The following is a 12,943-nucleotide window of genomic DNA, read 5'->3' as shown; positions in this document are numbered from 1 at the left end:
GTTACACGCTTGGCAACAAGACATTAACAGAGTGCGAATTAGTCCTTGACTATGTTTGATTACATTTTAAGGAACAGGTCCGTAGACCTCTTTGAGCATCTCAGAACCAATTACAAGGCTTGTTCATCTAACAGCAATTGCGCTTCACGCAGGCTTAAAGTGCCTTCATAAATTGCACGACCTGTAATAGCGCCTAGAATGCCTGGCTGACCTTTTAAGTTGCGTACGTCATCTAAGTTGGTTACACCACCCGACGCAATCACAGGCAAGCCTGAATATTGCGCCAAGTTCACGGTTTGCTCAACGTTTACACCTTGCATCATGCCGTCACGGGCAATATCGGTATAGACAATGCTAGATACGCCTGCATCGGCAAAACGCTTGGCTAAATCTATTGCTTTAACGTCTGTAACGTTGGCCCAGCCATCGGTAGCCACCATACCATTCATGGCGTCAATTCCGACAATAATGTGTCCTGCAAACTTTTTGCATGCTTCTTCTACAAAAGCAGGCTCTTGCACGGCTTTAGTGCCAATAATCACAAAAGACACGCCAGCATCTAAATAGTGTTCAATGGTTTCGAGTGAACGAATACCACCACCAATTTGAATTGGAAGCTCAGGTTGTGATTTTGCAATGGCTTCGACCACAGGTTTATGGATTGGCGTACCTGCGAAAGCACCGTTTAAATCGACTAAATGCAAGCGACGCGCGCCTTCATTTACCCAGTGCTGTGCAGTCGCCACTGGATCGTCAGAAAATACAGTATCATCTTCCATACGACCTTGTTTTAAACGAACACACTTGCCATCTTTCAGGTCAATTGCAGGGATGATCAGCATGCTTTCGCTCCTTGCCAAAAACTTATTGAATTCAATCTGTGCATCTTAACAAAGTATTGTTAAATCTCTAAGCATCTGTTGCAGGTTTTGTTTTAGATGGGCGAATCCGCAATTTGAGTGAGCTGTTGGGAATGTGATCGGGCAATAAACCTAAACGCCCTAATTCTTCAAATACCAATACAGGTGCGTAGGCATCGGCTGCGGCATAGGCAATTTGCGCTTCGCTAAGTGATTGACGTGCCCAGTTTGAGGTGCTGATGCTTTTACTTTTGGGAAAATTCACATGAAATAACAGGGCCATGGCATTTTTGAGCCCCAATGGACTTTTAAAGCCAAAACTGCCAAAACATTTGGATAATTCAATCACGCTATTCAACTGCATGCCTTTTTTACGAAATAAATGGGCATCATTTTTAAGCCCAAAACCGACTTTAATTTGATCCCGATTGGCAAAAATCGGTTGTAAAAATTGCCAAATATCGGCATTGACCTGAAATAAATAGGCTTTTTCTAGCGTTGCCAGTTGAATTAAATGCGGGCCCGTAGACACTTCACCGACATTAAAGGTGGGTTTAGATTCGGAGTCGAAACCCAAAACGGCTGTGGTTTTTAATTCTGCTTCCACTTCAAGGCATTGTTCCAGCGTTTGAATCAGCATAATCTGCGCGCGGGGCAGATTTTCAAAGTGTGGTAATTGTTGAATTTGCTCAGGGCTTGGCAGGGTGCGCAAACGGGTTTGATCCATAATATTCAAAGCGGTAAAGAAGCCGTTTTAGCCTAAAGAATTTTGCAGAATTTGGCAAAGTCTAAAATATTGAAATATCACTTTGCTTGAAAATTTTAAAAGTTAAAAATAGCCCAAGCGGTGTGGACTATTTTAAACTTCAATGGGGTATGATTTAGGCCGCTATGCCATAAAGCCAGAAAATAAGCCGCCAAGGATTGCCAAAATAATTAGGACAATGAAAATCCAAGCCAGTACTTTTTCCCAACCTGCGGTTGGACGTGGCGCACCATAACTATTCTGACGGTCATCGCCTGGGGCAAAGATCAGATATAAACCCAGAATAATATTTACTACAGGCACTAAAATTAGCAAAGACAACCAACCAGTGTGATTGCGGTCATGTAGGCGACGGATGGTAAAAATAAAGCTAAAATAGAATGCAACGATATAAATAATAACAAGTAAGATCATGCCAATGCCCATAGAGCCTGAGCTTAGATCGACCAAAAGATTAGGTGCAATAATTGCAATGACTAAAATAAGCAGGGTCAGTGCGAAACTGAGTAAGCAGTTCCAAGCTAAAAAAGACATGCGACCAAAACGCCCCGCTGCACTCAGTGCAGAATCTTCTATATATTGACTCATTGTTGTAATTCCTTGGTTTTTAAATTGAGTTAAATTTTTTTTGAATTAAAGGTATAAAAAACGTGCTAATTTTAAACAATAAAATAGCAGATGAAAAGTGAAAAACATTCACGCAAAAATAAAGCCGAGATTCACTCGGCTTTAGAAAAAATTCAGTGCTTTGAAAAACTTAAATTTTCCATTCCACAAAATTTTTAAGTAGCTGTAAGCCCGCAGTATGGCTTTTTTCTGGGTGAAACTGCGTTGCAAACAAGTTATCTTGATGCAGTGCGGTACAGAAGGTTAGACCGTAATCACAGGTCGCGGCCACAATGCTGTCATCTTGTGGTTCAACATAGAAACTGTGCACGAAGTAGAAACGCGCGTCTTGTTCAATGTTGTTCCACATGGGGTGGCTCGGGTCATGTTGATGTACCTGATTCCAACCCATGTGCGGTACTTTTAAGCCTTCCACTTCTGGAAAGCGTTTAACCGTACCAGCAAAAATACCCAACGCATCTGCACCGCCATTTTCTTCAGAACGTTGCATCAAGGCCTGCATGCCCACACAAATGGCGAGTACAGGCTTATTAAAGACTGCATTACGTACCACCTCATCAATTCCTGCTTCATGCATGCCCTGCATACAGTCACGCATGGCACCCACGCCAGGAAAGACGATTTTATCGGCTTGTGCAATCAGTTTTGGATCATTGGTGACATCCACCGTGGCACCCACATGCTCTAAAGCTTTGGCTGCCGAGTGTAAATTTCCCATGCCATAGTCAAGAAGGGCAATTCGGGTCATTAGAGTGTCCCTTTGGTCGAAGCCACAGTATTTTCAGCACGTGGGTCAACTTCACATGCCATGCGTAAAGCACGTGCAAATGCTTTAAATACGCTTTCAATTTGGTGGTGGCTGTTTTTACCTTTAAGGTTGTCAATGTGCAGCGTCATTAATGCGTGGTTGACGAAGCCTTGGAAGAATTCTGAGAATAAATCTACATCAAAGCTACCAATGCGGGCACGGGTAAATGGAATATCCATAAATAAACCTGGACGACCTGATAAATCCACTACGACACGGCTTAAAGATTCATCGAGCGGTGCATAAAAGTGACCGTAGCGTTTTAAACCTTTTTTATCACCCAAGGCTTGAGCAAAAGCTTGTCCAAGCGTGATCCCGCAGTCTTCTACGGTGTGGTGATCATCAATTTCCAAGTCGCCATCACAATGAATATCAATATCAAACAAACCGTGTCGCTTGATTTGATCAATCATATGGTCTAAAAATGGAATGCCAGTGTTGAGTGTGCCTTGACCCGTACCGTCCAGATTCACACGAACTCGAATTTTAGTTTCGTTGGTATTTCTTACCACTTCACTGATACGTTGGGTCATAGACACGTTCCTCAAAAAACGTCAAAAATGATTGATGTAAATATGTTTTCGCTGTGACGAAGTCTCAGCATATTAGATTGCTCAGGAGGGTTAATCAATGCCTATTACCGTACATGCCTATACTTCACTAGAAAATAACGAAGTGCGCAGCCAGCTTGAGCGACTGTATGATACCAGCCCTGAATTTGGCGATGGGCAAGATGCGGTAAACCAACTTGAGCAGAACTTAGCTCAGTATACCCTACTTTACACGGCAGAATTTAATACTAAAGTGATTGGGGCGATTTGGTGCACGGGACAAGAGGACAGTCGGACGCTTGAATATATCGTGGTGCATCCTGCAAATCGTGGGCGAGGGGTAGCAGACCGTTTGGTGAGTGAGGTATGCCGTATCGAAGAAGCCAAAGGGGTACAGCATTTCCAGCCGGGTTGTGGCGCAATTCACCGTTGTTTGGCGCATTTGGGTAAATTGTGAGTTGGTATAGATACTCAGCCTATTATATAGGGTGATTTTTCATCAAAATAATCTTGGTTTTGCTGTAAAAGTAAACATTTGCACTGAAAAGCAAAAAAGACTATTGACGATTTATCACTGAAACTGTTTAATACGCGTCATTGGCGTGATAGCTCAGTCGGTAGAGCAACGGATTGAAAATCCGTGTGTCCCCAGTTCGATCCTGGGTCTCGCCACCATATTCAAAACGATTTAATGTTTTCAATCCCTGATCCCATCAGGGATTTTTTTTGCATAAAATTTATGCGATCAAATAAAAAAGTCATGATTTATATTGACTATTCAGCCGAGATACGGCTTAATACACGGCATTGGCGTGATAGCTCAGTCGGTAGAGCAACGGATTGAAAATCCGTGTGTCCCCAGTTCGATCCTGGGTCTCGCCACCATATTCAAAAAGCCTCAAACATTGTTTGAGGCTTTTTTTATGCCCAAATAAAAATGTTGAATACAAATCGGTTCTCTCTCGCTTCATCCAAAGTACACACTACTCATTTTAAAAGCTGTATTAGAATCAAATGGTCAGGGTGAGGGAGTTGCAGCATGAAAGATTTGTTTTCGCAGGGAAGTGCGTTGTATCGTCAGGCGCGTCCACAGTATTCAACAGAAATCGTCGATACGATTTTGCAGCATGTACCCGAGCGCTGTTTGGCGTGGGACTGTGGTGCAGGTTCTGGGCAGTTTACCCAGTTATTGGTACCACATTTTCAGCAGATTTTAGCCACAGATTTAAGTCAAGCACAGTTGGATTTGGCACCGCAGTGGGCAAATGTGAGTTATCGTACCTGCTTGGCGCAAGACAGTGGATTGGCGGATGCAAGTGTAGATTTAATTACGGTCGCACAAGCGATTCACTGGTTCGACTTTGATGCTTTTTATGCCGAAGTACATCGGGTACTAAAACCCAGTGGTGTGTTTGCTGCGGTGGGCTATGGTCTGATTCAGGTAGAAGATAAGGCAGTGAATACTGAAATTCAGCGCTTGTATGCTCAGACTTTAAAGGGCTATTGGGATGCCGAGCGCCGTTATATTGATGACTTATACCGCACAATTCCTTTTCCATTCCAAGAAATAGTCACGCCTGAACTTTGCCTGAAATATTGTTGGTCGGCAGCTCAGTTGTTGGATTATTTAAATACTTGGTCGGGGCTGCAGCATTATTTAAAGCAGCATACAGAAACGCCTTTGCTTGAACTACAGCAATTGTTACGGCAGCAGCCTACTCAGGTGTTTGGTATTCAGTTCCCCGTGTTGCTGCGTTTAGGTCGTTTGGCATAAAAAAGCACTGCTTTTAAATCGCTTGGCAAGTATCATAAAAGCTCGGTGAAAAAGGATGTTTCTCCACATGTGTAATCTTGAAATGTGTGAGGTGTCCAATGTCAAAATATTCTCTCCCTCTCTTATTTAGCTTTGCGCTGTGCCTGCCTGCGCTTTCATCTGCCAACGAAGATGTTCAATCTTTGAAGCTGTTGGATGATCGTGCATTAAGTGCAGAATATGCGCAATTAAACTCACTCAGTGTTATGCAAGATCAATATCGTTTTACTGCGCAAGACGTGGTGAAACAGGCATTGGATGAGCAAGACTTGGGTCAGCATTTGGGTCTTTCGCATACAACACTTGCCGATTTGAGTACACGTTTTTATACCAATGCACAGGGTCAAACAGTGCTGCAAATTCAGCGTGATGTGGTGTCTTTAGGTGTGATTGAAACCACACTCAGTGTGGATGGTTTGCGTCAATTGGGACAGCATTTTATAGATGAGTTTAAAGTGTTGGCATTTGAGTAAATCAGCGCTGTTGTCAGAAAAGATATTGTTGTGATTATTTAAGAGATAAAAAACGCCCTGAATGAATCAGGGCGTTTTTTAATTTTCGTTTGTTACACAGACATTAAGCTGGTTGAGCCGCTTCTTGTTGTGCAGGTGTCAACATGTGACCGTGTTCTTCAAAGTTTGCATGCCAAGACAATGCTTCACGAAGTAGGTGAGGAGTATGACCACCTTTTTCACATGCACGCTCGAAGTAGTCATTCAATGCATTGCGGTACATTGGGTGTACACAGTTGTCGATAATTGCACGAGCACGTTCACGTGGTGCAAGACCGCGTAAGTCTGCTAAACCTTGTTCAGTTACCAAAATGTCAACGTCGTGTTCGTTGTGGTCTACGTGTGCAGCCATAGGAACGATAGATGAGATGTCACCGCCTTTCGCAATTGACTTGGTTACGAAAATTGCCAAGTGTGCGTTACGTGCGAAGTCACCTGAACCACCAATACCGTTCATCATTTTTGTACCACATACGTGTGTTGAGTTCACGTTACCGTAAATATCAAACTCAAGTGCAGTGTTAATACCAATGATGCCTAAACGACGAACTAACTCTGGGAAGTTAGAAATTTCTTGTGGGCGTAAAATGAATTTGTCTTTGTAGTGTGAAAGATTGCCAAATACGCGATCACCACATTTTTCAGACAAAGTCATTGAACAGCCAGAAGCGAACTTCATTTTGCCTGCATCAATCAATTCAAAGGTACAGTCTTGAAGTACTTCTGAGTACATGACCAAGTCTTCAAAGTTAGAGTGTTTGAAGCCTGTTAATACTGCGTTTGCAATTGAACCGATACCTGCTTGTAATGGCGCTAGGTTTTTCGGTAAACGACCTTGTGCAACTTCATTTTCAAAGAATGCGATCAAGTGATCTGCAATGGCTTGAGTTTCGTCATCTGGATCAGTCACGTTAGATGGAGAGTCAAGCAAAGTATCGTTAAATACAATACCTACAACTTTCGCTGGGTCTAACTGAATACCTTTGGTACCAATGCGTTGGTCAACGTGAGTTAACGGTACTGGACCACGTGTTGGGCGTGCTTCAGGAATATAAATGTCGTGTAGACCTTCAAATTCTGTGCTTACCGTAGTGTTGATTTCAATAATGACTTTATCTGCAAATTCAACAAAGCTTGCAGAGTTACCTACAGAAGTTGTTGGAATAATTAAGCTGTCTTCAGTAATAGCTACTGCTTCAACAATCGCGATGTCTGGGCGTTTAAGCGTATTGTTACGCATTTGCTCAACAGTTTCAGACAAGTGCTGGTCAATAAACATAACTTGACCTTGGTTAATTGCTTTACGCAAAGTGTTGTCTACTTGGAACGGCATACGGCGTGCCAAAACACCAGCTTCAGTCAATTGCTTGTCTAAATCGTTACCTAGACTTGCACCTGTAATTAAATCAATTTTTAAAGGATTGGTTTTTGCACGTGCAACCAATGCAAGTGGAACTGCTTTTGCTTCACCCGCACGAGTAAAGCCACTCATACCTACGGTCATACCATCTTGAACGAATTCAGCAGCTTGTTCTGCGCTGATTACTTTGTCGTGGAGGGAGGCTAAACGGATGCGATCTAAAGACATGGTGAACTCTCGTAAAATACTAAACTGATACCGATTGTACCGATCAAAAAAGGTATTTTGCATAGGTGTTAGGCTAAGGTCTAATTTTTTGCCTAAATGGTGGTATAAAAATATTAAATAATATATAAATAGTTGAATTTAATAGTTTATTTATATATCGCTTGATAAATGTAAAAATTTATTTGATATATTTTTATACAATTTTGATATGCGCTGTGAGAAGTTTTTGCTTTGATTGCACTTCAGATTTGCTGTTGGTCTGAATTTGGTATATAGCCATTTCAACAGCATACAAAGCTGAGGGCAATTAAAAGTGCTCGCTCAGGCTTTGCTTGATTTTTTCCAGTGTGCCAAGGCTGTTTTTTTCCTCAACCTGTTCGGGTTGTAGTGGCAAGGTAATAATGGCTTCTAATCCGCCTTGTTCGCGGTTTTGAATGGTCAGTTCGCCCTGATGAATATCGACAATACGTTTTACAATTGCTAAGCCTAAACCACTGCCTTGTACGGTGCGCGCTTCATTGCCACGTACAAACGGCTGCATTAAATCAGCAATCTGGTCTTCAGGAATTCCTGTGCCGTTGTCGGCAACACTAATCCGAATCTGATCCTCCAGCACTTCTGCAGAAAGTTCAATTGGTTCTGCCCCATAGCGTTTAGAGTTGTTAATTAAGTTACCAATCAGACGTTTTAGTGACAAACTACGCGCCTGAATTAGAGGTAGTTCCTGTGCGGTATAGCGAATATCCAAAGGTTTAAACTGAATAATCAATTCCTGTAACAACACATTTAAATCAGTTTCTTGTAATTCTTCATCGGAACCATCTCGCATATAAGAAATGAATTGATTCAAAATCGCATCCATATCTTCTACATCGTAAATTAAGCCTTCTTTTAAAAAGTCTTCATCAGGCATCATTTCGGCACTTAAGCGAATTCGTGTGAGTGGCGTGCGCAGGTCGTGAGAAATACCCGCCAGCATGATCCGACGATCACGTTCAGTCTGTTCCAAGGTATAAATCATTTGGTTAAAAGCTTGGTTGACCTCGCGAATTTCCTGCGGGCCGTGATTGGTTTCCAAATAGGGTGCTTTGCCTGTTTTACTGTAGCTGTTAGCAGCATTTTGCAGACGACGCAAAGGGCGGTTCAGCTGACGCACCAAAGTTAAAATAATAGCGGCTGCGAAAAGTGGGATACCCAAGAGCCAGCCAAACACCAGTTCAGGACTGTAATTGGCATAGGTTTTAAGTGGCTCACGTACCCAGTTGCCATTCATTTCTGGGGTTTGAATCCAGATACGAGGGCTTGGCTTAAACTGAAAATATACTGTGACATCGTGCATTTTTAATTCAGTTGCTAGTTTCTTTTCAATTTGTCGGGTAAAAAATTCGGCAATGACTTTTTCCCGTACATTGGGAAACTCACGTGGATCGGTCACATATTCAATGCCGACTCGATTTTTGAGCCATGCATCAACATCGACTTCGGCTTCATTGTGAAAAATGCGCAAATCTGGATTGTTTAAAATTTCCAGTTCAACCGCTAAATAGCGGGCGTGTTGTTGAATTTCAGGTAAATATAAGGTGCGCCAAAAGAACCACAACGACATAAACAGGCTAAACAACACCACAAAGACCACCAGTACCGTGGTACGCATGGCTGCAGAGCGTGGCTTGATTTTGTCCAAAAAACGCTCCCAGCGGGTACGTTTCTTTTCAGAATACGCCACATAGTCGGTAAACTCTTGTGGGTTGATGGGTTCGAGTTTCACATCTTGTCCTGTGGCAGAAGTTGTAAAGCGAATTTGCTGAGTGAAATTTTATGATGAATATACTTGTTATTAGAATGTTTATTCTTTAACTCTTGCACAGTGATCGGTATGCGCATAAATGATGATCATTACATGAAGATGTGAGGCTTAAGCCTCACATCATTTTCAACTTATTCTGCACCATCTGGAACAAATACATAACCTACACCCCAAACCGTTTGAATATAACGTGCACGGGCAGGGTTTTCTTCAATTAAACGACGTAAACGTGAAACCTGAACATCAATCGAACGCTCCATCGCACCCCATTCACGACCACGCGCTAAATTCATTAACTTGTCACGGGTTAAAGGCTCACGAGGATGTTGTACCAACGCTTTGAGTACTGCAAACTCACCTGTAGTTAGGGTGACGACCTGACCTTCACGTGTCAAAGTGCGGGTCGATAAATCTAGTGACCATGGGCCAAAACCGACCACTTCCATTTGTTGACTTGGTGCCCCCGGAACTTCTCGCACTTGACGACGCAATACGGCACGAATACGAGCTAACAGTTCGTTTGGATTAAATGGTTTTGGCAAATAATCATCTGCACCTGCTTCAAGACCTGCAATACGGTCAGAGTCACTGCCGCGAGCCGTCAGCATAATAATTGGCGTGTCGATGTTAGATTGACGTAAACGACGGCAAATACTTAAACCATCTTCTACAGGCAGCATAAAATCCAGTACGATTAAAGAGAAGAGTTCACGCTGTAACAAACGATCCATTTGCGTTGCATCGTGGGCGGTTTTAACCACAAATCCCTTATCTTCCAAGAAACGTTGTAACAGGGTACGTAAACGCACATCATCATCGACGACGAGAATGCGTTCAACGCGGTCAGTTTCGTTGTGTACGGCATCTGTTTTTTCAGCAGGTACAACTAAACTCATGATGTGCTCCTTTATTCTTTATTGTCATCGTAAACAAAAAGTTGAGTTGGCTTTGAGTATACGATTCATTGGTATCTTTTGCCTATGCTCTAAAGCAACAAATATTGCAGATAAAATCAAGACATAGATACCAAATATATACAGCATTCCCATGACAAAAACTGACATATTTGCCCATTTGAGTCTAACATAAGCCTGAATTTTATTTAGATTTATAAAATTTTCCCGAATTGGCAAAAATTGCCAAAACACCACCATTTATAAAATTCATAAAACAATTGTGGATTTTATAGTCTTGGTCTTTATAATCATGGCTTTTAGTACTTATCCTTGTAGGATCACACACGATGACTGACTTAGTTCAGCAGTTAGCAAAAGAACTTGCCGTACGACCAAATCAAGTAGAAGCTGCCATCAAACTTATTGATGAAGGTGCTAGCGTTCCATTTATTGCACGTTACCGTAAAGAAGTGACGCAAGGTTTAGATGACACGCAGCTACGTCAGCTCGATACACGTTTATCGTATTTACGTGATTTATATGAGCGTCGCGAAAAAGTAATAGAATCACTCAAAGAACAAGATAAATTATCTGATGATTTATTGGCACGGGTAAACGCTGCTGAAACCAAAAATGCCTTAGAAGAAATTTATGCGCCTTACCGTCCTAAACGTACTAGTAAATCGTTTAAAGCCAAAGAAGCAGGTTTAGGTCCAATTGCAGCGCGAATTTTTGCAGAACAAGTCGAGCCAAGCGAAGCTTTAGCAGGCTTTAGCCATGCAGACTATCCAGATGTAGACAGTCAGCTAGATGCTGTGCAACACATTCTAATTGATGAATGGGCACAAAATATTGCCTTGACCACCGAATTAAAAGAAATTTTTGCCAAAACAGCGGTATTAAAAAGCTTGGTTGCTTCTGATGAGAAAAAAGAAGTGGGCAAAAAATTCCGCGATTACTTTGATTTTTCAGAAAACCTGAACAAAGTGCCATCCCATCGTTTATTGGCGATGTTGCGTGGTCGCCAAGAAAACGTCTTGGGCTTAAAAGTTGATGGTGAAGACAGTGCACCTTTGGCACGTATTGAAACTGAATACAATTTAGATCAGATTCAGCCGCAAGCACGTCAGGACTTTTTAAAACAAACGGCAAAATTGTTCTGGTTGGGCAAAGTACGTCCACAAATCGAACATTCATTATTGACTGAAAAACGTCTTGCTGCCGAAGCAGAAGCAATGGATGTATTTGCAGAAAACTTACGCCATTTGCTGTTGTCTGCACCTGCAGGTGCACGATGTACGCTAGGCGTTGACCCTGGTATCCGTACAGGTGTGAAACTGGCAGTCGTGAATCAATCTGGCGATGTGGTTGCACATAGCACAGTTTATCCATTTGCACCAAAAGAAGATAAAGCGGGTGCGATTGAAGAACTTGCGCGTTTATGCCGTGAACACAATGTCGATTTAATTGCGATTGGTAATGGTACAGCGAGCCGTGAAACTGAAGCAGTTGTGGCTGAAATGATGGCTGCACACAGTGATTTGAAACTGACGCGCGTGTCTGTGTCTGAAGCGGGTGCATCGGTGTATTCGGCTTCTGAATTGGCTTCACAAGAATTACCAGAGCTAGATGTGTCGATTCGTGGTGCAGTGTCTATTGCCCGCCGTTTACAAGACCCATTGGCTGAATTGGTTAAAATTGATCCGAAATCGATTGGTGTGGGTCAGTATCAACACGACGTAAATCAGGCAGGTTTGGCAAAAACACTGGAAGCCGTGGTTGAAGACTGTGTGAACTCGGTGGGTGTAGATGTGAATACCGCATCTTCAGCAATTCTGGGTTATATCGCGGGTTTGAATAAATCAATTGCACAGCAAATTGTAGATTACCGTAAAGAGCATGGTCGTTTTGATAACCGCCAAGCCTTGAAAAATGTACCACGCTTAGGCGAACGTACCTTTGAGCAAGCGGCTGGTTTCTTGCGTATTCAAGCCGGTTCTGAGCCTTTAGATGCCTCTGCTGTTCACCCAGAATCTTATGGTTTGGTGGAAAAAATCGTTGCAGCGAAAGCGACGACAGTTAAGGATATTATTGGCAATACCGAAATTATCCGTTCGGTGAATGCGGAAGAATTTGTAGATGAGCAAGTCGGTTTACCAACGATTCAGGATGTCTTATCTGAATTGGAAAAACCAGGTCGTGACCCTCGTCCTGAATTCCGTACTGCAAAATTCCGTGAAGATGTGACTGAAGTGGCACAGTTGACTGAAGGCATGCAGCTTGAAGGCGTGGTGACCAATGTAACCAACTTCGGTGCTTTTGTGGATGTGGGTGTGCATCAGGATGGTTTGGTGCATATTTCTGAATTGGCCAATGAATTTGTGGCCGATCCGCATAAAGTGGTGAAACCAGGTCAAATTGTTCAAGTGCGTGTGTTACAGGTTGATGTAGAGCGTAACCGTGTAAACTTGTCGATGCGTCCAGACGGTTCGGCTGCACCTGTTAAAGCGGCACGTACGCCACGTCGTGATCAAGAGCAACGTACAGAGCGTAAGCCGCAGGCGAAACGTCCGCAGCAGTCGCGCTCTCAGGCGGATCGCCCACAGGCTAAAAAGCCACAAGCTGCTAAACCACAAGAGAATAAAATTGGTGGTTTAGGTGCCTTGTTGTTACAAGCAGGGCTTAAAGGTTCAAAGTAATCTTTAATTACCCCAA

General features: G+C 42.7%; 12 protein-coding genes and 2 tRNA genes. 6 read left to right on the top strand and 8 right to left on the bottom strand.

Translation table 11 applies throughout. The annotated features are described in order from the left end of the window. Positions 1-110 precede the first annotated feature (110 nt). The 5 genes from hisA to hisB form a co-directional block, all read right to left on the bottom strand. Positions 111-842, bottom strand: coding sequence for a 1-(5-phosphoribosyl)-5-[(5-phosphoribosylamino)methylideneamino]imidazole-4-carboxamide isomerase (gene hisA / locus HHA41_RS04995; RefSeq protein ID WP_168460793.1), 732 nt, complete (start codon positions 840-842; stop codon positions 111-113). A gap of 67 nt (positions 843-909) precedes the next feature. Then, positions 910-1,587: a 3'-5' exonuclease gene (locus HHA41_RS04990; protein WP_168460791.1), complete on the bottom strand. Its 678-nt coding sequence runs from the start codon at positions 1,585-1,587 to the stop codon at positions 910-912. A gap of 162 nt (positions 1,588-1,749) precedes the next feature. Then, a complete protein-coding gene (locus HHA41_RS04985; RefSeq protein ID WP_168460790.1) occupies positions 1,750-2,214 on the bottom strand; it encodes a DUF805 domain-containing protein in 465 nt (154 codons plus the stop codon). A gap of 169 nt (positions 2,215-2,383) precedes the next feature. After that, positions 2,384-3,001 (bottom strand): imidazole glycerol phosphate synthase subunit HisH, encoded by a 618-nt coding sequence (gene hisH / locus HHA41_RS04980; RefSeq protein ID WP_104852663.1) that lies wholly within the window; start codon positions 2,999-3,001, stop codon positions 2,384-2,386. Further along, positions 3,001-3,594, bottom strand: a complete 594-nt coding sequence (hisB, locus tag HHA41_RS04975; protein ID WP_004974403.1) for an imidazoleglycerol-phosphate dehydratase HisB — start codon at positions 3,592-3,594, stop codon at positions 3,001-3,003. Before hisB ends, hisH begins: the two co-directional genes overlap by 1 nt. Before the next feature lie 97 nt (positions 3,595-3,691). Between hisB and HHA41_RS04970 the strand changes: the two genes are divergently transcribed. From HHA41_RS04970 to HHA41_RS04950, 5 genes are all read left to right on the top strand, one after another. Next, the gene (locus tag HHA41_RS04970; RefSeq protein WP_168460788.1) at positions 3,692-4,069 is read left to right on the top strand and encodes a GNAT family N-acetyltransferase; all 378 of its coding nucleotides are present in this window, start codon (positions 3,692-3,694) and stop codon (positions 4,067-4,069) included. Between the two features lie 142 nt (positions 4,070-4,211). Further along, a tRNA-Phe gene (locus tag HHA41_RS04965) sits at positions 4,212-4,287 on the top strand. A gap of 134 nt (positions 4,288-4,421) precedes the next feature. Then, a tRNA-Phe gene (locus HHA41_RS04960) sits at positions 4,422-4,497 on the top strand. A gap of 154 nt (positions 4,498-4,651) precedes the next feature. Then, on the top strand, positions 4,652-5,386 hold the full coding sequence (locus HHA41_RS04955; RefSeq protein WP_168460786.1) for a class I SAM-dependent methyltransferase: 735 nt from the start codon (positions 4,652-4,654) through the stop codon (positions 5,384-5,386). A 98-nt stretch (positions 5,387-5,484) separates the two neighbouring features. After that, complete coding sequence (locus tag HHA41_RS04950; protein ID WP_168460785.1) at positions 5,485-5,898, top strand: hypothetical protein; 414 nt, start codon at positions 5,485-5,487, stop codon at positions 5,896-5,898. 103 nt (positions 5,899-6,001) lie between these two features. On the opposite strand, the gene HHA41_RS04945 is transcribed toward HHA41_RS04950, so the two are convergent. The 3 genes from HHA41_RS04945 to ompR form a co-directional block, all read right to left on the bottom strand. Continuing rightward, positions 6,002-7,525: an acetyl-CoA hydrolase/transferase family protein gene (locus tag HHA41_RS04945; RefSeq protein WP_168460784.1), complete on the bottom strand. Its 1,524-nt coding sequence runs from the start codon at positions 7,523-7,525 to the stop codon at positions 6,002-6,004. A 307-nt stretch (positions 7,526-7,832) separates the two neighbouring features. Then, the gene (locus HHA41_RS04940; protein ID WP_168460783.1) at positions 7,833-9,293 is read right to left on the bottom strand and encodes an ATP-binding protein; all 1,461 of its coding nucleotides are present in this window, start codon (positions 9,291-9,293) and stop codon (positions 7,833-7,835) included. Positions 9,294-9,463: 170 nt separating this feature from the next. Then, positions 9,464-10,228, bottom strand: coding sequence for a two-component system response regulator OmpR (gene ompR / locus HHA41_RS04935; RefSeq protein ID WP_168460780.1), 765 nt, complete (start codon positions 10,226-10,228; stop codon positions 9,464-9,466). A gap of 347 nt (positions 10,229-10,575) precedes the next feature. On the opposite strand from ompR, the gene HHA41_RS04930 reads away from it, so the two are divergent. Then, positions 10,576-12,927, top strand: coding sequence for a Tex family protein (locus HHA41_RS04930; protein WP_168460778.1), 2,352 nt, complete (start codon positions 10,576-10,578; stop codon positions 12,925-12,927). Positions 12,928-12,943: the final 16 nt, after the last annotated feature.

The sequence above is a fragment of the Acinetobacter sp. A1 genome, from assembly GCF_012371315.1.
In the GTDB taxonomy this organism is placed as follows: Bacteria; Pseudomonadota; Gammaproteobacteria; order Pseudomonadales; family Moraxellaceae; genus Acinetobacter.
This window is presented reverse-complemented; position numbering and strand designations above follow the sequence as displayed.

What these genes read in the sequence shown, in the direction of transcription:
- hisA (WP_168460793.1), bottom strand. Translation starts at nt 842, where the DNA reads ATGCTGATCATCCCTGCAATTGACCTGAAAGATGGCAAGTGTGTTCGT.
- HHA41_RS04990 (WP_168460791.1), bottom strand. Translation starts at nt 1,587, where the DNA reads ATGGATCAAACCCGTTTGCGCACCCTGCCAAGCCCTGAGCAAATTCAA.
- HHA41_RS04985 (WP_168460790.1), bottom strand. Translation starts at nt 2,214, where the DNA reads ATGAGTCAATATATAGAAGATTCTGCACTGAGTGCAGCGGGGCGTTTT.
- hisH (WP_104852663.1), bottom strand. Translation starts at nt 3,001, where the DNA reads ATGACCCGAATTGCCCTTCTTGACTATGGCATGGGAAATTTACACTCG.
- hisB (WP_004974403.1), bottom strand. Translation starts at nt 3,594, where the DNA reads ATGACCCAACGTATCAGTGAAGTGGTAAGAAATACCAACGAAACTAAA.
- HHA41_RS04970 (WP_168460788.1), top strand. Translation starts at nt 3,692, where the DNA reads ATGCCTATTACCGTACATGCCTATACTTCACTAGAAAATAACGAAGTG.
- HHA41_RS04955 (WP_168460786.1), top strand. Translation starts at nt 4,652, where the DNA reads ATGAAAGATTTGTTTTCGCAGGGAAGTGCGTTGTATCGTCAGGCGCGT.
- HHA41_RS04950 (WP_168460785.1), top strand. Translation starts at nt 5,485, where the DNA reads ATGTCAAAATATTCTCTCCCTCTCTTATTTAGCTTTGCGCTGTGCCTG.
- HHA41_RS04945 (WP_168460784.1), bottom strand. Translation starts at nt 7,525, where the DNA reads ATGTCTTTAGATCGCATCCGTTTAGCCTCCCTCCACGACAAAGTAATC.
- ompR (WP_168460780.1), bottom strand. Translation starts at nt 10,228, where the DNA reads ATGAGTTTAGTTGTACCTGCTGAAAAAACAGATGCCGTACACAACGAA.
- HHA41_RS04930 (WP_168460778.1), top strand. Translation starts at nt 10,576, where the DNA reads ATGACTGACTTAGTTCAGCAGTTAGCAAAAGAACTTGCCGTACGACCA.